The sequence below is a fragment of the Microbulbifer weihaiensis genome (genome assembly GCF_048323715.1).
Lineage (GTDB): Bacteria > Pseudomonadota > Gammaproteobacteria > Pseudomonadales > Cellvibrionaceae > Microbulbifer.
Genome location: NZ_JBLWFL010000019.1, coordinates 39,054 through 58,646, shown reverse-complemented (window position 1 = coordinate 58,646; position 19,593 = coordinate 39,054). Strand labels below are relative to the sequence as shown.

Genomic DNA, 19,593 nt, shown 5'->3' with positions numbered 1-19,593 from the left:
TTTTCCCCTCGATCGCTCACGGAAAATTTCAGGGAAGAAATTTGAACCTATCGATTACCTATGCCCGCGCACAGCTGGGCATCGATGCGCCGCTGGTGACGGTGGAAACCCACCTCGCCAATGGCCTGCCCGCGTTCAACATCGTCGGCCTGCCGGAAGCGGCGGTGAAGGAAAGCCGCGATCGCGTGCGCAGTGCCATCGTCAACAGCCATTTCGAATTCCCCCAGCGCCGCATTACCGTCAACCTGGCCCCGGCGGATCTGCCCAAGGCCGGGGGGCGCTACGACCTGGCAATCGCTCTGGGGATCCTCGCCGCGTCGGGACAGGTGCCCGGCGAGCATCTGGAAAGCTACGAGTTCATCGGCGAGCTAGCCCTCTCTGGCAGCCTGCGCCCGATTCCCGGCGCCCTGCCCGCCGCCATGGCGTGCAAAGACAGCGGCCGCACACTGGTGGTGGCGGCCGAGTCTGCCGCCGAAGCCGCTCTCATCGATACCCCGGTAAAAGCGGCGTCCTCCCTGCTGCAGGTGTGCGCGCAGTTGCACGGCCGCGAGCCACTGCCGACAGCCGAGCGGGACATTGCGCAAGCGGACAGCGATTGTGCCGACCTTGCCGAAGTGCGCGGGCAGCTGAGAGCCCGCAGGGCACTGGAAGTAGCCGCCGCCGGCGGTCATAACCTGCTGTTTTACGGTCCTCCGGGAACCGGCAAAACCATGCTCGCCAGCCGCCTGCCCGGGATACTCCCGCAACTGAGCGAGCGCGAGCTGATTGAAGTCGCCGCGCTCTATTCCAGCGCCGGCCTGCCCCGGATCCAGCAACGCCCGTTTCGCGCCCCCCACCACTCCGCCTCGCCCACCGCGCTGGTGGGCGGCGGCAGCACGCCGCGGCCCGGCGAAATCAGCCTCGCCCACCGCGGCGTGCTGTTCCTGGATGAAATGCCGGAGTTCCCGCGCTCGGCGCTGGAGATACTGCGGGAGCCCCTGGAAAGCGGCGAAGTGCGCATTTCCCGCGCCCGCGCGCAGGTGACATTCCCCGCAGACTTCCAGCTGGTAGCCGCAATGAACCCCTGCCCCTGCGGCTATCTCGGTGAATCCCGCTGCCGCTGCACCCCGGACCAGATCGACCGCTACCGCAACAAGCTCTCTGGACCACTGCTGGATCGCATCGACATGCAGGTGGAAGTGGCGAGCATGAGCGCGGCGCAGTTGCAGGAGGCACCACCCGGAGAAGGGTCGGCCAGCGTGCGCGAACGGGTGGCGCAGGCGCGCGCACGCCAGCTGGACCGGCAGGGGAAAATCAATGCGGAATTAAAGGGCACCGAGCTCGATCGCCACTGCGCGCTGGGCGCAGCGGAAAGCAGCCTGCTGCGCGCGTCAGTGGAAAAACTCGGCCTGTCAGCGCGCAGCTATCACCGCGTGTTGCGCGTCGCACGCACGCTGGCGGATCTGTGCGGGGAGCAGCGTATCGGCACGGCGCAGGTTGCGGAGGCGCTGGCGTATCGCAACCTGGACAGAAAGCCGGTCGTCTCCGCTTAACCTGCGCTTACATGGGATTCGCCAGGCGATAGAGCACGTGCTCCTGCATTGGGTGCGCGGGCGGCAACGCCGGGTGCAGGAAATTTTCGCCCTGCTGCATACCGAGTTTTTCCATTACGCCGCGCGAACGGAAATTTCCGGGAACAGTGAATGAGACTATTTCCGGCAGCCCCAGCTGCTCGAAGCCGACCTGCAGTGCAGCGCGCGCCGCCTCGCTGGCAAAGCCCTGGCCCCAGGCATCGGTTGCCAGCCGCCAGCCAATTTCCACCGCGGGCGCAAACGGCATATCGGCGGTGACATGCTTGATGCCCACAAACCCGATAAATTGCCGGTCATCCAGCCGCTCCACCGCCCAGAATCCCCAGCCGTATTGTTCAATATGCGCGATCTGCCGGTCGATGCCCGCATCACTTTCTTCCCGGCTGAGTAACGCCGGAAAAAATTCCATCACCTGCGGATCGGCATTCATCCGCGCAAAGGGGGCGCGGTCGCTGTCACGCCACTGGCGCAGCTGCAGACGGGTTGTGCCCGGCTCGATCAAACGCGGCATGAATCAGTGCCTGCGCTGCTTTTCGATCTGCTTTTCCAGCTGGATCTGCGCGTTGGCCGAATAATCGGCGCAATCCATTTTTTTGCCCTGGACGGCACTGGCTGCATATTCCCAGCCACTGGCGCCCGGGTGCGGTGTCAGCAACAGGTCACAGGGAAGGTCGCGTACCTTGGCGAAGGAGAGACGGAAGTCGTGCAGGATTTTCGGGTAGCGCGGGTTTTCCAGCAGTGTGTAGCCCGGTGCCGTGAGACTGTCTACGTAGGCGATGACCACTTCCCGGCCATCGCGCATGTCGCGCCAGGTCCAGGCCATACTGCCCGGGGTATGGCCCGGTATGAAATGTACCTGGAGTTGAATTGGCCCCAGTTCCACCACTTCACCGTCCAGCAGATAGCGATCCACCGACACAGGCGGGAACAGCAGGCCATCGCCAAAGTGGATGTCGCCGGCACCGCCGTTGGCCAGCAGGTGCGAGGATTCGGCATTGCTCGCAACTCTGGCACCGGTTGCGCGCTTCACTGCGGCGAGCGGGCCGGCGTGATCGGCGTGGGCGTGACTGTGAAGGATCCATTGCAACTGACCCGGTGCCACCCCCAGCTTGCGCATATTTGCCAGCAGGTGATCGGCGACCTGCGGCATGCCGCCATCAATCAACACAGCGCCGGCATCGGTTTTGATCAGCAGCGCACTCAGGCCGCGGGTACCAATCTGCCAGGTGTGATCGGCAATCTGCAGCGGCGCCACCGGCGTGCGCCAGGACGCATCCACTTCGTAGGCCTGCAACTGCGGCAGCGGCGCCGGTGGCTGCGCAACGGCGGAGACGGCATAAGCGCCCAGTAACAGGGCCAGCAGGCTGCCCCCGCGGAGTATCCCTCGCATATCAGCGTTCCAGTTCCCTTGTTGGATGTCGGTTCCCGTACAGTATTTTGCGCGCCGGCACCGTCAGGTAATCACAGCCCGCGAGCCAGTCGCCGGGTTCCGGGTAATCGGCGAGGCGAAAGCCCATTTTTTCATACAGGGCGCGCGCCGCCGGATTGCTTTGCAGCACAAACAGCGAGATCCTCTCGACCTTCAAGGCGTCGCAGCCGTGGGCAACCAGGTTCCGGATCAGCTGCTCCCCCACCCCGCGGCGGCGGGCACTCGGGGCAACCACCAGCCGGCTCAGGTGGCAGTGGTCGAGGCGGTTGTAGTATTGCCCGAACGCCTGCATCGCGCCGCCCGCATCCAGCAGCACAAAGCTGGGGTGATTACTCCACTGACTGTCCTCGGCAAAACTCCGTGTATCAAATGGGTAGCGGAACGGCGGCCCACCCCACTGCCGGCACTCGGTTGCCGAGAGGAACCACCCCATCAGCTCGGCAATGTGTTGTTCCGTACAGGGCGCAAGAGTCAGTCGCTGGGTCTCCATCATCCGTTTCCGTTATTTTTTGCGCCTGGCCTGCTGCAGCCAGCGATCCAGCTGGTCGGCAAAGGCCTTGCGCTCCTGCTGCCCCAGCGGCGGCGGGCCACCGGTGTGCACACCGCTGGAACGCATGGTTTCCATGAAGTCACGCATATTCAGGCGCGCGCGCACATTGGCCTTGGTGTAACGCTCGCCGCGGGGGTTCAGCGCACTCGCGCCCTTTTCAATCACTTCAGCGGCGAGCGGGATATCGGCGGTGATGACCAGGTCGTCCGCGCTGCAGCGCTGCACAATTTCGTTGTCCGCCACATCGTAGCCGGCCGTGACCTGCACCGCGCGGATAAAGCGGGACGGGGGCACGCGGATATACTGGTTGGCCACCAGCGTCATTTCAATCTCGGTGCGTTCGGCGGCGCGAAACAGGATTTCCTTGATGACAACGGGACAGGCGTCGGCATCGACCCAGATACGGGACATCAGCGGTTACTCTTGAACATTATCTTGCGGTTGCTGGTCAGGCGGCGCGCCCTGATCGCATTTTTTGCACGCAAGGGTAACACCCAGCATGCGGGCGCGGCCTTCCAGTGTCGTCACCCAGGGTCGGTTTTGCCAGGGCGGATCGTGGCGCACATGCTGGTTGTGACCACAGGCCAGTTGCGCCACCCAGTGACTGTCTTCATCGCGATGGAAGCCGGTAATGGGCTGCAACATAGAACGGGCACCTCAATTGTCAGGCCTTTATAGACAATTTGCCCGGCCAGGTAAAAGCCGGCGCGCACAGTCAGTCCTGCTGGTCACTATTTGACCGGGCGCAACCGCAGCCAAGCACACCCGCGGCTGATAGAATCGCGGCCCAGTTAACCCCTTGTTGAACCCGTTCTCCGGATCCAGTTGTACCCATGACCAAACTCAATCCCCGCCAGGCGGAAGCGGTAAAGTACATCGACGGCCCCTGCCTGGTGCTCGCTGGCGCAGGCTCCGGCAAGACCAGCGTGATCACCCGCAAGATCGCCTACCTGATCGAGGAGTGTGGCTACCAGGCGCGCAACATCGCCGCCCTGACCTTTACCAACAAGGCCGCGCGGGAAATGAAGGAGCGCGTCGGCAAGCTGGTGGTGGGCCCGGATGGCAAGAAGTCCAAGGCCGCTCACGGCCTCACTGTGTCCACCTTCCACAACCTGGGCCTGAATATCCTGCGCAAGGAGTACCGTGCGGCCGGCTTCAAACCGGGCTTTTCGATCTTCGACGCCGAGGATGCCCGCGGCCTGATCAAGGAGCTGATGCTGCGCGACGGCGACCTGGACACCGACCTGCTGGATCGGGTGCAGAACCAGATCTCCAACTGGAAGAACGACATGCTCAGCCCGCGCAAGGCGCTGGAACTGGCCCAGAGCCCGGGTGAGCAGGCGATGGCGGTGGCCTACGGGCGCTACTGCGATGCCCTCAAGGCGTATAACTCCGTCGATTTCGACGACCTGATCATGATCCCGGTGCAGCTGTTCGATTCGGACCCAGAGCTGCTGCAGCGCTGGCGCAAGAAGATCCGCTACCTGCTGGTGGACGAATACCAGGACACCAACAGCTCCCAGTACCTGCTGGTGAAACTGCTGGTGGGCGGCCGCGGCGGCCTCACCGTGGTGGGCGACGACGACCAGTCAATCTACGCCTGGCGCGGCGCGCGCCCGGAAAACATGAGCCAGCTGAAGCAGGACTACCCCAACCTGCGCCTGATCAAGCTGGAGCAGAACTACCGCTCCACCAGCCGCATCCTCAAGGTGGCCAACCACCTGATCGCGCACAACCCGCACGAATTCGACAAGGCACTGTGGTCCGACAAAGGCCTCGGCGACGAGATCCGCGTGCTCAAGGTCGCCAACGAGAACGAGGAGGCCGAGCGGGTCGCCAACGAAATCTTCCTGCAGAAGGCCCGCCGCGGCGCCCGGTTTATGGATTTCGCGGTGCTCTACCGCGGCAACCACCAGGCGCGTCTCATCGAGATGAAGCTGCAGGAAAACCAGATTCCGTACCAGATGTCCGGCGGCACCAGCTTCTTTGCCCGCGCGGAGATCAAGGACGTGATGGCCTACCTGCGTCTATTAGTTAACCCGGATGACGACAACGCCTTCCTGCGCATCATCAACACCCCGCGCCGCCAGATCGGTACCAGCAGCCTGGAGGCGCTGGGTAACTATGCCAAGGGCCGCGAGATCTCGATGCTGCGCGCCTGCTCCGAGATCGGCTTCAAGGAGCACATCACCGAGCAGGGCTACGAGCGCCTGAACCGCTTCGCCCACTGGCTCGAAGGCGTGGCCCGCAACTGCCGCGACAACAGCCCGGAAACCGCCCTGCGCGAGATGCTCGACGACATCGACTACGCCGGCTGGCTGAGCCAGAACGCCAGTAGCGAGAAGGTGGCCGAGAAGCGCATGGAAAACGTCTACTGGCTGCTGGACAGCCTGATGAAAACCATGGAGGGCACCGACGACGAGCTGGAGCAGGACGTGCGCCTGGAGCAGGCCATTTCCAAGCTGATCCTGCGCGACATGCTCGACCGCCAGGAAGAGGAAGAAGCCACTGACAAGGTGAGCCTGATGACCCTGCATGCGTCCAAGGGCCTCGAGTACCCGCACGTATTCATGATCGGCATGGAGGAAAACCTGCTGCCGCATCGCAACAGCATCGAGGACGACAATATCGAGGAGGAGCGGCGCCTGACCTACGTCGGCATTACCCGCGCGCAGAAAACCCTGACCATGACACTGGCCGGCAAGCGCAAGATGTTCGGCGAAAACCAGGACACCACCCCCAGCCGCTTCCTCGACGAGCTGCCGCAGGAAGACTGCGTATTCGAGGGCTTCGGTAAGGCGACCCCGGAACAGAATCAGGCCAAGGGCGAAGAGACGCTGGGCTCGCTGCTGAGCATGTTTGACTAGAACATCACGTCATCCCGGCCTGGAGCCAGGATCCAGGCACAAAAAAGGCCGCTCACTGAGCGGCCTTTTTTATCGGCGATAGTAAGCGGTCGCTTACTTGCTGTTCTCAACCATATGGTCAACAGCGGCCTTTACTTCATCGTCGGAGCAGGTCATACACAGGCCCTTGGCCGGCATCGCGTTGAAGCCGTTGATGGCGTGGGTGTAGAGCGTGTCCATGCCCTGCGCGATGCGTGGAGCCCAGGCGCCGGCGTCGCCGAACTTGGGTGCACCAGCCGCGCCAGTACTGTGACAGGCCGCGCAGTGGCCGGAGTACACATCAGAACCGCTGCGCGCGCCACCGGAAGAGGCGCTCGCCGCCGGCGCTGCCGCCGCGCACTCGTCGCCCTTCATGCAGGTCTTGCCCGCCGGCGCGATGCGCTCAGCGATCTGCTCATCCACAGACTGGGCCACAGCTACTGCCGCGCCCGCTACCACGGCCAGGGCCGCTACGAAATTCAATACAGCTTTCATCCATTCCCCCTAAAGGCCCTGTGGCCCGTAGATTCAGGCGTGTTGCCACTTACCTCTACCAGTCAGCCGCGCATTATAAGCATAGCGCCGGGCCCTGCGAAGGCCCGCGTACAAATAGTGCGCATTTAACCCGAATTCCGCTGGCCCCAACCGGGCATACCCCCTCGGGATTCGCGCAAAAATAACAGTTAGACTGCAGTGTCTGAACGAGCGTATGGAAACCCCTGCATGAAAAAAATCTGCGTTTATTGCGGCTCCAGCCCAGGGCGCCGGCCCGAATACCTGGCCGCCACCCAGGCACTGGCCGATGAGCTGGTCAGCCGGAATATCGGCCTGGTGTACGGTGGGGCCGGCATTGGCATCATGGGCGCAATGGCCGATGCCATGGTGGCGCGGGGTGGCCACGTCACCGGCATTATTCCCCACGTTCTCGCCAACCGGGAGGTCGTCCACAGCGGCCTGAGCGAACTGCGCATGGTTGACTCGATGCACGAGCGCAAGGCGCTGATGGAAGACATCTCGGACGGATTCATCGCCCTGCCGGGCGGACTCGGCACGCTTGAGGAGCTGTTCGAGATCCTCACCTGGTCACAACTGGGCTTCCACCGCAAACCCTGTGGTGTGCTGAACGTGGCCGGCTACTACGATCGCCTGATCGAGTTTCTCGACCACACGGTGGCGGAGGCACTCGTAGCTCCGCAGTACCGGCAAATGCTGCTGCAGGCCGAGGAACCGGCGCAACTGCTGGGGCTGATGGAAAGTTACCAGGCACCGGCGAAGGATCATCGCATAGCGAAAAGCGCCCGCTGAGTCCCCATCCGGCGGCCACACTTTTTGTGGCCGCACACAGCACGTTTCCGTTACCTGTCCCTTACCGCGTAGGGCATCTGATCCCGATAGGTATCCCAGTCATTTACCAGGGTGTCTACCACGCGGCTGCCGACCCGGTAGGCGCTCTCCAGTGACAGCGCCAGCCCCGCGTAATCCTCCCCCTCGCTCAGCAGGCTCTCCGCCGCGGTCATCCCCGGGTGCGGCACGGTAAAGTTGCTGGCGGTGCGCAACACCATCAGGCGCTCGTAGTCCGCCTTGCCGGCGCGATCCAGGTACAGCAGGGATTGCGCGGTGCCGGTGTCTTCCATCGCGGAGGAAACAAAGCTGCCCCGTTCCTCGCTCCAGTAATCCACCCATTCGTTCGCCCAGCGATTAAGGTGGTCGCCGTGCCAGAAGGTCATGCCGGCAAGGTTGTCCCCCTTCAGTACAAACGGCTTGCGCTGCGCGTTGGGAAACCCGGTGAACGCCTTGCGGTTCTCGGCAATGGTGTCGTCATCCCCCAGATCGATGTCCCTGGTCAGCTGGTAGGCCCACTCGGTGAGCTCGCCGTTGATGCGGAATACCTCACCCTGGTTCGGCGGGCGCTGCTCCGGATAGGGGCCCTTGCTGAACAGCGGGAAGATTCCGGTGGACCAGTCCTCCGGCAGCTCGCGACTGTCGATCTCGTGCATCAGGTCGCCGTCCACCAGCCACTCAGCCCAGGCCGCGGAACCGATAGAGGCATCGGCGGGATCAAAACCGGAAATGCCGGCGACGAGCCAATACGCCTTGCTCAGGTCAAAGCGCGGATCCAGCCCCAGCGCCATCACCGCCGACGCGGACTTGTTGGTGCCCATGCCCGTCACCATCCCCAGCACGCCGGTTTCCGGGTTCAGGAACAGGTCGTGGTGGGATTGCGGAAACGGGAAACGCTGGCTGAGTTGCTGACGCTCTTTCCAAAGCTGGAATTCGCCGGCGGTATCGCCCTCGTCCTCACCGATCTCAAACATGTTCACCACCACCACTTTCACCGGAATGGGGGAAGCAGTGTGCGGGCCCAGATTTTCCTGAGGTGTTGCAGTCTTGTTGTCACATCCGGCCAGCACCACAAGGGACAGAAGAACAGAGGAAACCACACGGCGATAGAGAGTTTTTTTCAACATCATGTTTCTCTTGGTTTTTCGATTTTATTTTCAGTTCGCTGCCAGTGCCGGCGTGGAGAATTCGCACAGGTTGTAATGCGTGCAGGTAAAACCGTGACTGCGCGGCACCACATCTCCCAGTGCCGCCATACCCCGGCGCTGGAAGCGCAGCTTGAATTTTTCGAGACGGTTTTCGTAATCCCGCAACAGTTGCTGCCTGGTCTCGTCGCCGACAAAACTGTGCTGCAGGGAATTGCGCGCGAGCGCGGTCAGTTCCCCCCACGACAGGTTGAATTCCTTCACCGCGACAAAGTATTCGTCGGTCATATTGGAATCCCACATGCCGCGGTCATCAGTGGACAGCGCCACCGGAATGCCCATGCGCAGGTATTCCGGAAACGGGTGCTGGCTGTAGTCGTTGACGTACTCCAGCAGCAGATTACTGATCAGGTTGATCTCCACCAGATAATTGCTGTTGCGCATCAACAGCATGGTATCCGGGTCGCTGATCAGGTTGACGCCGTGGCCGATGCGGGTAGCGCCGAGTAACAGCGTGTCGCGCACATGGTGGTTGGGTTCATCCACTTCGCCGGCGTGAATGGACAGCGGTATGCCGGGGATATCCCGGCGCAGTTTGCGCAGGGTGGGCAGGAAGCGCAGCGGGTGGCCCTTGTCATTGTCCTCGCGCCCGACCATGTTAATGCCCACGAACAGGTCGCGGTTCTGGTCGACGAAACGGTAGATCCACTCCAGGTCATCCTCGGCATTGCCGATAAACCGCAACAGGTAATACTGCATGCGCGCGGTGACTCCGGTCGCCACCGCATCCGGCTCCGCCAGACGCTTGCGGAAAATATCCGCGACTTCGTCCGGCGCAAACACGCTGCCATCGGGGCGTGTATAGAAGCGCGTGCCCTCCATGGTTTCCAGATAGGTGAGTCCCTCGCGGGCAAACGCCTGCATGTTCTTCACCAGCATCTCGGCATTGATGTAGGGATTGCGGCCGAGGTCATTGAGGCGCTGCCAGTGGGTCTGGAAAAATTCCTCGCGGCCTTCATGTTTTTTATCCAGCCGCAGGCTGTTCATCCACGCGGCTTTTTCCCGTGCATCCAGCGCGTCGATCTTTTTGTACTCGCGCTTTTCACAGTCGGAAAGCGCCGCATAGCTCGATCCCTGCAGGTTGCGGAAATACATCAAATATGGCGCGAAGCCGAACATGTCCTGCCCGTAACCCACGCAGTTATTGATGCGCACCCGGGTGTAATACTCGTAGCCGCCGTTCAGCTTTTTGCTGGTGGCAAGCTGATACCACCACTCACTGAAGTTCGACCCGGTGAGATGATTGTGCAGGTCGCCACCCTTGGGCAGCGCATAGAGGAATCGGTAGAGGTCGCGATCGTCAGCGGACGACTTGAATTCCTCAAACCAGGATTCGACGGCAGCGGCGGTCGGGCTCGCGATACCCGCCAGCAGGCTCGCACAGAGACCCAGGACACGAAAAACGGCAAGTGGGGATCGCATGGAAACAGACAAGATCAGACTCCGGCAGCAGTAAATAGAATAAACCCGGTGAGCACTTCTTCAGAAAGACGCTACCGGGTTAATGTGGCAGGCAGATGATCACCCGTACAGACGAGCGCACCCCGCCTGCACGGCGCCAGCGGGTGCGGACCTTCGGCGGTGATCAGAAGTTCTTGCGGAACTCCACCCCCAGAATACGCGGGTCATTAACGAAGCCGGTCAGGTTGTTGAAGTCGATCTGGCCCTTGATGTTTTCCTCGTCGGTAATGTTGCGGCCGAAGAAAGCCACCTCATAGTCACCAGAGAAGCTGGTATAACCGGCGCGCAGGCCACCCTCGAACTGGTTGTCGATGGTGTATTCCTCGGCGGTGTACAGCGCCAGATGGGTCTCGCCCTGGTAGGCCCAGTCGGTGTAGAAGAAGGCTTCACCGTCATTGCCCACCGGCAGGCTGTAGCGCAGGGTGAAGTTGAATACGCTTTCCGGCGCGGACTGGAAGGGGTTGCCGTCGATCATGGCGAGGCCATCGGCGGTCAAGGGGTTAGTGACCGTGCACTGACCGGAGCCACAGGGTGCGGTGCTCAGATCTGCATCCTGGATTTCGGTATCGGCAAAGCCGGCACCGGCCGTCACCAGCAGGTTCTCGTTGACCACCCACTCCAGATCCACCTCAAAGCCCGCGCCCACACCTTTGTCAGCATTCAGCAGGCGGTTGAAGTTACCACCACCGCCGACGGCGGTAAGCTGGATATCGTCGATCTGGTAGTAGAACAGCGCGGTGTTGAGGCGCAGGGTGTTTTCCAGCAGGTCGGCCTTGTAGCCCACCTCGAACGACGTGATGGTTTCCGAGTCCGCCACTGACGGGCTGCCCTCGAAGGCCACGTCGCGGGCCTGGATGGACTGCGCGCGGAAGCCTTCGGCGAGGCGCACATACACGCTGGCGGAATCACTCAGTGCGTAGTTCAGGCTGGTTTCCCAGCTCAGCTGGTCATCGTCGATCTTGACCGGCGCGTAGTCCTGGACACTGGCAGCGCCGATCACCAACGCGAAGCCATCCACGTTCTGCTCACCCACCACCAGGGATTTTTCGTCGTAGGTGTAACGCAGGCCCACGGTGCCGGTCAGGGCTTCGGTGAAGTCATAGGAGGTCTGGCCGAACAGCGCCCAGGAAGTGTTGGCGTGGCTCACGGTGGTGGCGCCGAAGAAGCCATCGATACTGGTCACGTCCAGATCCGAATCGTAATAGAAACCGCCCAGCTGCCACTGCAGCGGATCTGGCGTATTACTGGCGAGACGGATTTCCTGGGTCAACTGGGACACATCCGCCTGGTCTTCGGTCACCGCACCGAAAGGAATAAAGCCGGGGCCATCGCCGGCGACACCGCCGTCGATATCACCCTTGCTGGAACCGTCGGCGCTTTCATAGGCGGAAATGCTGCTCAGCAGCATGCCGTCCAGATCCCACTCCAGTTTCAGGGAAGCCCCGGCGCTCTCGTACTTCTGCGGGTTATTGTCGCCGTCATCGTAGTAGACCGCATCGCGGTCAAACGTCTGGTTCAGTTGGCCCTGTTCGCCCTGTTCATAAATATTTGCGCGGAACACGCTGGCAGTGCCGTCGAGATCGCGCTGGTGCACATTCAGCAATGCCGAGAAATCGTCGCTGGGGGTCCACAGCAACTGCCCGCGCACCGCCAGTTCAGTAAATCCTCCCATCGCGTCCTGCTCGCCGGTATAGGTGTTATCAATCCAGTCGCCGCGCTCCTGGCGCAGGATGGAAACCCGGCCCGCGAGCTTGTCGTCGATCAGGGCACCGCCGAAGGCACCCTCCACATTGGCGGTACCCAGTTCACCGGCACCCACTTTCACATAGCCATCGTTATCCATGGTGGGTTTACGGCTGTCGAACTTGACGATACCGGCGGTGGTGTTGCGTCCGAACAGAGTGCCCTGCGGGCCGCGCACCACTTCCACCTGCTCCACGTCAAAGATCGGGAAGCTTTTCAGTACCACGCTCTCCTGCACCACATCGTCGAAGATGATGGATACCGGCTGCGAGGCGGCAAGGTCAAAGTCGGCGTTGCCGAGACCGCGGATATAGAAACGCGGCGCCGCGCGGCCGTTGGAGGACTCCGCATACAGGTTAGGTACCCGCGCCGCCAGCGCAAGAATGTCGTCGCCAGCCGAGAAAATACTGTCGAACCGTTCACCGGACAGCGCCGCGACCGAGATTGGCACTTCCTGCAGGCCTTCCGCGCGCTTCTGCGCGGTAACCGTCACTTCTTCAAGCACCGCGGACTTGCGTTGCGTAATACCGGCATCAGAACCTTCCGCACTGAAGGCAGCCATCGGCAGGGACGCGGCAATAGCGCTGGCGAGGAGAGTCGGGGTAATAGCCTTGGTCATCTGGTCAGTATCCTTTGAGCGGGCCCGTGACCTTCAGTCCGGAAGCCGTCGGTTCTCTTATTTTGTTCTCTTTGCGTGCATCGCCCGCAGCGGGCAAGCGCTGCAGGCGCACTCTCAGGAGAGCAACGAACATGCCACTTGCAACGCAAATAGCCCCGAGTTGATGAGGAAACCGCCGATAACCAACAACTCATTGATATTTAAGGATTTTTTCAACTAATAGCGACAACAGGAAAGCCCGGGAAACAAGGCAGGGGGGGCAGGCCGGCCCTCTGTGCCACCGCGGACGCCAGAACAGCACCAAAACCGTGCCCGGCAAGCAACCGAGCCGACAAAGTGCACGGTTGTGTCGCACTACCTGGTGCAGGGCACGCCAACCATCCCCCTGCGGTACCCGGGCCAAATGCCCCGAACTATCGCTAGCCGGCGCGAAAAACCAAATCCGTGCTTTGCCCCATCCGGGTGCTTCTGTATAATCCGCCTCCGCGCCAGCCACACCGCCAGCGCACAAACCGCCCGTAGCTCAGCTGGATAGAGCGTTGCCCTCCGGAGGCAAAGGTCAGAGGTTCGAATCCTCTCGGGCGGGCCATATACAAAAAAAGGCCACCCATCGGGTGGCCTTTTTTGTATATCGTCCCAAGCCCCAGGGCTTTGCCCAACGCCCAGGTTCGAGCCGCAGGCGCAAAGCGCCCGAAACCAGCGACCACAGGGAGCTAATCCTCTCGGGTGCTTGCAGTTCGCATATCGCGCTAAACCTGCCGAACTCTAACAACCGCTCTAAAGCACCAGCGCCGGTTTGTCCCCTTGCGCAAAACCATACGCCACCATATGCTGTGGGGAACGGATATTGCAAATCTAAATGGAAGGCCCTTCAGGGAGCAAACATGACCAACTTTATGGAATAAGTTGCATGCTTTGAAGGCCAGTCAATACCAACCTTTTTTAGAATAAAGTTCACGGATGAATACCTTTATTTCCTCAACTCGATACCAGAGTATTCGGCAGTTTGTCCAAAAGCCCGAACTCTCGAGTGCCATGTTGGTGATTGGAACAAGAGGCATAGAGATTTTTCTGCGCCTGGTATCCACAATTATCCTCACCCGGCTGCTTTCCCCTTCAGCCTTCGGTGAAATACTTATTGTCACCACCATTTCGAGCGCCATTGTATTATTTTCTGAAATTGGCCTCAGGGGCAGCATCATCAATAGCAATCGCGGTGACTCGGATCCAGAGTACATAAATACGATCTGGACACTGTATATTATCCAACACATCGTTATTGCCGCTGTGCTGCTTCTAACCTCTTATTTCGGCGAAAAAATTTATCCCAACGTTCAAAATTTATCTTTTTACCTACAAATTTCAGCTGTTGTTGCATTAGCTTCCGGATTTCACTCCACCAAAATATTCCAACTAGAAAAGCAGCTCGATATGACAATCCCATGTCTATTTATAGTGGGAAAAAGAGTTTTCGGGCTGTCTTTAGCAATATTGCTGTGTTACTCATGGCCATCAGCAAGTTCGATTATTTTTGCAGACTTGATCGCCACATTCTGTTTTGCCATCCTCTCGCACAGGATTCGTCATGGAACGCGCAATCGGATTCATCTCGACATAAATTCATTCAAACAGGTCTTCAATTATGGAAAATGGATTTTACCAACAACTGGCATTACCTGGCTTACCAGGGAAGGCAACAAGCTGACATTGTCCTTTATTCTTACAACGACAACATTAGGATTCTTCTCCGTCGCATCAAATATCGGTTTAGTCTTTTGTGGGATTGCACAAAACCTAAGTGATAAGTGGCTTTTCCCCGTATACGCGAAGTATCGCAAAAACGAGAATATAGATATTATCGCACTTAAAATAAGGTCAATTATTCTTACGGGATCGGGGATTGGTATTGCGATTTTATGTATAGGCTCTGACACAATCGTCAATCTGGTATACGAGGACGAATACGCATCGATTGGCCCGATCCTTGCCACAATCTCTGCTGGATCGATAGGACTCATTGTTGCCAATTGTTATCTGCCAATTTTTAAAGCACACGCAAACTCAAGAGCTCTGTTTAGAATACGAATAATTCAATCAATTTTAATGGGCATAGGTATAATTATCGGCTATAGCTTATTTGGAGTGAGCGGACTAATTCTTGGCGTATCGTATTCCCAGCTACTATTCGGAATTTTTTCTGCTTTTTCAGCGCGAAAATATTTCACAAAGAAAATATTTCTGCTTGACTCAATTGTATTTACGATGCCATTTTTTCTATGCTTATTCTTATTATTTGACGACCTAAATAGAGTTTTCTAATTTTTAAATTAGCGGAAGCATTTCGCTGAGCCTTCATCTCATAGCAGAAAGAATCAATAACTTCTATATTAATATTTAAATCCTCGCGACGAGGATTTATCATTGCAGATAGGGCGCCCTGCCCCTCTCTATCAAAGAAATCCAACAGTGGCGACAATCGATCAAATAAAAGCTATCACAAGCTCCCCCTTAAACGGCGGGATACACGCACCCCCACCCATACGATATCCAGCAGATTGCAAATAATCCGGCACTTAAGCTTTGCCAATAAAGATGGAGTAGCGCTAGTTGCCTCGTATCGCATCTCTCGGTATAAGCGTCGGCAAATAAATTCAACCTCTCCTGCTTGATCGGCAGTGAGCAAAGTTTTGTGACGGCCTACGCGACTGCTATTAACAGCCTTCCGTGTTTCCTTCATATGTGCACTGTTAGCATCGCCGGAACCCATGATCCGGGAATTTGCTGCGTCTTCCTGAAACCCAAGCATATAGTCAATCTCATTTGTATCGACATTTAGGAATCGACAAACCTGCAGCATTTCCTCTCTTGGAGCCTGAGCGAGATCTTCGTAGCGGACTTGCAAGTAGCGTTTAGACCCCAAGGTTTCACCCTGAGTACAGGAAGTTTTATATGCGTGGCTGATATGCCAGGCGAGTATTATATGAGGTGGCACCCCGGGAATTTTGTAAACAAACTCATGCTGAGTCAGTTTGGTATCGTTATTCGCGGTATATTGAATGATAGAGGCTACAGTATCATTGGGATTACGCACGATATGGATATACTGTGAATCGGGGTACCATTCGCGCAACCTATAAATAAACTGCCAGTGCTGGGGTTTTTTGTCACCCCATCGGGCGTTCTCCTTGCCGCTAAGTGCTGCGTAAGTTTGATATAAAGCTCCAATGATCTTGTCATGAGTAGCTGGCAGATTTTGTGAAAGCGTCGACTTGTATAGCTCCCAGTCGATGTATGGGTGGTATAAGCTACCAGGAATAGACGACGCAAGCTCTTCGAGGCATTTCACGTTTGAGTAATTCTTTTTCAGAACTACGGGGATTCGCTGAATATAGGAGGATTCCTCAGGGATGAAAATTCCTGAGCTTCTATTAAGAATCAGGCGCAGTAATGTGGTACCAGAGCGTTTGTAACCTATAATAAACACTGGGTCTCTCCGGAGAGCAATTCCCGCCATATCGAACTTCCTTTTCCTGACAACTTTTTTGGGAGTATATTCCAACTTAATTTTCACCGAGGTTATTTGGTACTGCAAGCCTTCATTTTGAACGAACCCTCATACCCATTTCATTCTTTTCACGCCTAACAAAACGGAGCTAATTGGATCAGCCACCTGCTTTGTAAGCACGATGCACGCCACCAATCAAATGGCCACCCAATACGTCATGGAAACGTCAAGATTGACTCAGGGAAATCCCGGTAATGTAGCTATCAATGCCGCCACAGGATCCACACAAGGCAGGCCAATCACAGTCTCACCAAACCCTTCTTCCCCCTGTGAGGGAGTTCTCATTCAGCCTAACCTAAGGTGATTTTCATCATTTTAATGGGGGTCAAATCACTACCACCATCAATACTGATGTAGCAACTAATCGGCTTGTATCCACCCCGCAGCCATGCAGCTCAAGTTAGCTGAGTCTGAAGACCAGCACATGCTGATCATATGGAACTAAAAGATTCTTCTGCTACTCAGACCTGAATGGCGCAAGAACCTTCATTTGGCTTTCAAAACCATCCGGGTGGCACCAGTCGTTGCAAATACCTGTAATCAGAAACTTCGTAAATGGTCATGAGAATTTTTCATCACTCAATAACTGCTGGTGATTCTCAGTCACCAAATTTTGAAAGTTACTTGCCAAATATAAATTTGGCTCACTGATTTATTCCGTTTCGCTATATAGGCTTCTAGCAACTGGGCTACTAGTCACAGTATCCATATCTTGGCGTGCTTATCATGCTACAAAATTCTCGGGGATGTACCGATGTTCAGAAAAACCTTGATCTTACTAACCTGCACCTTCATCGCCGCATGTGGCGGTGGTGGCGGCACTGATAAAGGCGACCTGCGGCCAGATCCCGGTGGCAGTAGCGGGTCAGGGGGCGGGTCAAGTAGCGGCTCGGGCTCTACCAATACAGCACCGGTCATTACCCTTAAAGGGTCAACCAGTATCGAGATTACCACTGGAGAAGCCTTTGTTGATCCAGGTTATTCCGCGGATGACGCAGAAGATGGTGACCTCACATCCAGTGTTGTTCGCACGCCCGCGAACATAGATACATCGAGCGCTGGCACAATCCAAATCAGCTATAACGTGAGCGATGGACAAGGCAAGTCTGCCGCACAGAAAAGCCGCACGCTGACAATCACGGAGCCAGAATCAGTGGGTCTGGTCATTAAGCTGAATGGCAGCCGTACACTGGTTATCCCTATAGGCGAATCATTTGCAGACCCAGGGGCAACCGCCAAAGATGGTGACCAGGATGTATCCGATCAGATACAGGTAGACGGCTCCGTCGACACCTCCACCGCGGGCAGCTACCCCCTGACCTACTCCGTAGCGAATAACGATGGCGAAACCGCATCCGTTGTTCGAACGGTACATGTGAGCAACTCCGATGTTCAGTCTGATGATATCGCTGCCAGCCTACGCGTTCTTACACGAGTGGAAGGCGTATCGCCGGAAACCGTTTACTTTTCGGCTCAAGACTCAACCGACGTTAACTGCAAGGATTTTCAGGGCGGCAATGACGCAACAGCCTGCGCCACAGGACAATGGCTAAGCTATCACTTTGATTTTGACGATCCGGATTCAGGAGAATTCGCAACGACCGGCAATAGTCGCAATTCCCAGGTAGGACCTGCGCCCAGAGCCATACATACTTTTACCTGTACCCCAGAAAGCAGCCGCTATGAGAATGGTCGTTGTACCTATCGTGTTGGCGTAAGGGTTCAGAACCCTGATGGCATTTTTAATGACGAATTTGTCACGGTTACTATCAGAAGCCAGGAGGACTATTACACGCCAGCTAACACGTTATGCGTCTCCCCAAGTGGGAACTATGACGGTTGTCCTGCTGGAGCCCAGCAGAGAGCTCGAATGCCTGACGTTGGCGGGTTTAGTGGGAAACGGGTTCTTCTGCATGCCGGTGAGACACATGGCGATATTTGCATCGGGTATGCCGAAAAGAACGTCACGGTAGATCGCTACGGTGCGGGCTCACGCCCTATAGTTCCTCTCATCGTTACTGGTGTCGATACTGGTTGTAACGATATTGCGCCAGTTACATCGACGGCAAATTCACTGGAAATGCTTGGTCGTGATAGCAACGGCTATATTAGCCAAGGCTGGACCTACAATATTACGGTGACGGGGCTGCGTGTAGGTAGAGCCACCGTAGGCATGTCCGGTACACTTCAAACTTATCATGATCTTGATTTGGATTGGTCTAAAGATTCCACCCACAATGGTTCATTCTATTTTGGTAGCGCCACTTCCTTTTGCAATAATAATCCCGACGAACTTGACTGTAGCGTTGTCCCCCTGCCGTATGGTATTTTCCTGACAGACTCAGTAGTTAAGAGCAATGCCAACAATTTGCCCAAGGTAAACATCGGTTGCTTTAACGAATGTAACTTTATTAATAGTGGCATTGCCGGTGTAGAAACCAAAACTGCTGATGAACACAATATTAGATTCATGGGCACATGGGGGCTGGTGGTTTCCAATAGCTGGCTCCGGGGTAATCATATTGGCGGGAACGGACCAAAGAGCCGCCTAACACTCAGGCCTGCTAATTTCAGCATAATATTAAATGATCGCAATGCTGAAGATTTCGAGTCGGGCGGCCATATCCGTCCTAGGGACGCAACTACACACTGGGCCCCTCACTATGTTTTTGTATTCGACAACATATTTAACGATACATCACAGGATCCCGGCCATGCCTCAGCTGCGATGGTAGCAAACAACGCGCACTTTTATTCTGGTATTTTCAACAATTCATTTCTCCTTGACGACGTAGACACCGGCGCGTTTCAATTGAAAATGGGTGGTGTGGATGTTGTCGAAAGAGGCTCTCAGTTCAACCCCAAAAATCCAACTTGTGGTTATAACCCCGGAGAAGTTAATGATGGCCTCAATGACGAATCTCGAATCTACGCAGCATCAGCAAGCTGTGTAACAGCCGTTCCCAATGAGCTATCTATTCCACTTTCCCCCGCCCGTTAATCTATAATGTTAAGAAGCCGGGCATAGCAAATGTCCGGCTTCTTATTTAAAGCCCCCCCGAAGAGCCCCGCCATTTACCTGCGCCCTTAACACATCTCTTTGATTTTTTGCGAATACGCTCTAAAATAGAGCTTGCAAATATGTGCCACCTTTTGTAAACCGTCATATCTACGCTGAAGTTGTTCTGGTATTCTTGGAAAAAAACTTCACCTCCGCTGAAACT

General features: G+C 56.9%; 15 protein-coding genes and 1 tRNA gene. 6 read left to right on the top strand and 10 right to left on the bottom strand.

What is annotated here, in order from left to right:
* The first annotated feature begins 41 nt into the window (after window positions 1-41).
* A complete protein-coding gene (locus ACNKU7_RS16705) occupies window positions 42-1,532 on the top strand; it encodes a YifB family Mg chelatase-like AAA ATPase (RefSeq protein ID WP_418298146.1) in 1,491 nt (496 codons plus the stop codon).
* Window positions 1,533-1,539: 7 nt separating this feature from the next.
* Here the strand turns inward: ACNKU7_RS16705 and ACNKU7_RS16700 are convergent, their stop codons facing one another.
* Genes ACNKU7_RS16700 through ACNKU7_RS16680 form a run of 5 tightly spaced genes read right to left on the bottom strand, consistent with a single transcriptional unit; the run spans window position 1,540 to window position 4,195 of the window.
* Window positions 1,540-2,082, bottom strand: coding sequence for a GNAT family N-acetyltransferase (locus ACNKU7_RS16700; protein ID WP_418298145.1), 543 nt, complete (start codon window positions 2,080-2,082; stop codon window positions 1,540-1,542).
* A gap of 3 nt (window positions 2,083-2,085) precedes the next feature.
* Window positions 2,086-2,961, bottom strand: a complete 876-nt coding sequence (bla, locus tag ACNKU7_RS16695; protein WP_418298144.1) for a subclass B3 metallo-beta-lactamase — start codon at window positions 2,959-2,961, stop codon at window positions 2,086-2,088.
* A gap of 1 nt (window position 2,962) precedes the next feature.
* Window positions 2,963-3,493, bottom strand: coding sequence for a GNAT family N-acetyltransferase (locus ACNKU7_RS16690; protein WP_418298143.1), 531 nt, complete (start codon window positions 3,491-3,493; stop codon window positions 2,963-2,965).
* Window positions 3,494-3,502: 9 nt separating this feature from the next.
* Complete coding sequence (locus ACNKU7_RS16685) at window positions 3,503-3,961, bottom strand: YaiI/YqxD family protein (protein WP_418298142.1); 459 nt, start codon at window positions 3,959-3,961, stop codon at window positions 3,503-3,505.
* 6 nt (window positions 3,962-3,967) lie between these two features.
* Window positions 3,968-4,195, bottom strand: coding sequence for a DUF3565 domain-containing protein (locus tag ACNKU7_RS16680; RefSeq protein ID WP_418298141.1), 228 nt, complete (start codon window positions 4,193-4,195; stop codon window positions 3,968-3,970).
* A 188-nt stretch (window positions 4,196-4,383) separates the two neighbouring features.
* Between ACNKU7_RS16680 and rep the strand changes: the two genes are divergently transcribed.
* Entirely contained in the window at window positions 4,384-6,417 is a 2,034-nt protein-coding gene (gene rep, locus ACNKU7_RS16675; RefSeq protein WP_418298140.1) for a DNA helicase Rep, read from the top strand.
* A 93-nt stretch (window positions 6,418-6,510) separates the two neighbouring features.
* Here rep and ACNKU7_RS16670 read toward each other — a convergent pair whose 3' ends face one another.
* A complete protein-coding gene (locus tag ACNKU7_RS16670; RefSeq protein ID WP_418298139.1) occupies window positions 6,511-6,930 on the bottom strand; it encodes a c-type cytochrome in 420 nt (139 codons plus the stop codon).
* 228 nt (window positions 6,931-7,158) lie between these two features.
* On the opposite strand from ACNKU7_RS16670, the gene ACNKU7_RS16665 reads away from it, so the two are divergent.
* The gene (locus ACNKU7_RS16665) at window positions 7,159-7,740 is read left to right on the top strand and encodes an LOG family protein (protein WP_418298138.1); all 582 of its coding nucleotides are present in this window, start codon (window positions 7,159-7,161) and stop codon (window positions 7,738-7,740) included.
* A gap of 50 nt (window positions 7,741-7,790) precedes the next feature.
* Here ACNKU7_RS16665 and ACNKU7_RS16660 read toward each other — a convergent pair whose 3' ends face one another.
* The 3 genes from ACNKU7_RS16660 to ACNKU7_RS16650 all read right to left on the bottom strand — a co-directional run bounded on the left by ACNKU7_RS16660 (window position 7,791) and on the right by ACNKU7_RS16650 (window position 12,804).
* A complete protein-coding gene (locus ACNKU7_RS16660; RefSeq protein WP_418298137.1) occupies window positions 7,791-8,906 on the bottom strand; it encodes a purine nucleoside permease in 1,116 nt (371 codons plus the stop codon).
* Window positions 8,907-8,933: 27 nt separating this feature from the next.
* Entirely contained in the window at window positions 8,934-10,415 is a 1,482-nt protein-coding gene (locus ACNKU7_RS16655) for an adenosine deaminase family protein (protein ID WP_418298136.1), read from the bottom strand.
* Between the two features lie 151 nt (window positions 10,416-10,566).
* On the bottom strand, window positions 10,567-12,804 hold the full coding sequence (locus tag ACNKU7_RS16650) for a TonB-dependent receptor (RefSeq protein ID WP_418298135.1): 2,238 nt from the start codon (window positions 12,802-12,804) through the stop codon (window positions 10,567-10,569).
* A 512-nt stretch (window positions 12,805-13,316) separates the two neighbouring features.
* On the opposite strand from ACNKU7_RS16650, the gene ACNKU7_RS16645 reads away from it, so the two are divergent.
* Window positions 13,317-13,393 (top strand) — tRNA-Arg (locus ACNKU7_RS16645).
* A 371-nt stretch (window positions 13,394-13,764) separates the two neighbouring features.
* Entirely contained in the window at window positions 13,765-15,123 is a 1,359-nt protein-coding gene (locus tag ACNKU7_RS16640; RefSeq protein ID WP_418298134.1) for an oligosaccharide flippase family protein, read from the top strand.
* A 175-nt stretch (window positions 15,124-15,298) separates the two neighbouring features.
* On the opposite strand, the gene ACNKU7_RS16635 is transcribed toward ACNKU7_RS16640, so the two are convergent.
* The gene (locus ACNKU7_RS16635) at window positions 15,299-16,288 is read right to left on the bottom strand and encodes a sulfotransferase family protein (protein ID WP_418298133.1); all 990 of its coding nucleotides are present in this window, start codon (window positions 16,286-16,288) and stop codon (window positions 15,299-15,301) included.
* Window positions 16,289-17,123: 835 nt separating this feature from the next.
* Here ACNKU7_RS16635 and ACNKU7_RS16630 point away from each other — a divergent pair.
* Window positions 17,124-19,370 (top strand): DUF5011 domain-containing protein, encoded by a 2,247-nt coding sequence (locus tag ACNKU7_RS16630; protein WP_418298132.1) that lies wholly within the window; start codon window positions 17,124-17,126, stop codon window positions 19,368-19,370.
* The last annotated feature ends 223 nt before the right edge of the window (window positions 19,371-19,593 follow it).

Excerpts from the sequence above, each read along its gene's own strand:
- ACNKU7_RS16700 (WP_418298145.1), bottom strand. The coding sequence starts at position 2,082 with ATGCCGCGTTTGATCGAGCCGGGCACAACCCGTCTGCAGCTGCGCCAG.
- bla (WP_418298144.1), bottom strand. The coding sequence starts at position 2,961 with ATGCGAGGGATACTCCGCGGGGGCAGCCTGCTGGCCCTGTTACTGGGC.
- ACNKU7_RS16690 (WP_418298143.1), bottom strand. The coding sequence starts at position 3,493 with ATGATGGAGACCCAGCGACTGACTCTTGCGCCCTGTACGGAACAACAC.
- ACNKU7_RS16685 (WP_418298142.1), bottom strand. The coding sequence starts at position 3,961 with ATGTCCCGTATCTGGGTCGATGCCGACGCCTGTCCCGTTGTCATCAAG.
- ACNKU7_RS16680 (WP_418298141.1), bottom strand. The coding sequence starts at position 4,195 with ATGTTGCAGCCCATTACCGGCTTCCATCGCGATGAAGACAGTCACTGG.
- rep (WP_418298140.1), top strand. The coding sequence starts at position 4,384 with ATGACCAAACTCAATCCCCGCCAGGCGGAAGCGGTAAAGTACATCGAC.
- ACNKU7_RS16670 (WP_418298139.1), bottom strand. The coding sequence starts at position 6,930 with ATGAAAGCTGTATTGAATTTCGTAGCGGCCCTGGCCGTGGTAGCGGGC.
- ACNKU7_RS16665 (WP_418298138.1), top strand. The coding sequence starts at position 7,159 with ATGAAAAAAATCTGCGTTTATTGCGGCTCCAGCCCAGGGCGCCGGCCC.
- ACNKU7_RS16660 (WP_418298137.1), bottom strand. The coding sequence starts at position 8,906 with ATGATGTTGAAAAAAACTCTCTATCGCCGTGTGGTTTCCTCTGTTCTT.
- ACNKU7_RS16650 (WP_418298135.1), bottom strand. The coding sequence starts at position 12,804 with ATGACCAAGGCTATTACCCCGACTCTCCTCGCCAGCGCTATTGCCGCG.
- ACNKU7_RS16640 (WP_418298134.1), top strand. The coding sequence starts at position 13,765 with ATGAATACCTTTATTTCCTCAACTCGATACCAGAGTATTCGGCAGTTT.
- ACNKU7_RS16630 (WP_418298132.1), top strand. The coding sequence starts at position 17,124 with ATGTTCAGAAAAACCTTGATCTTACTAACCTGCACCTTCATCGCCGCA.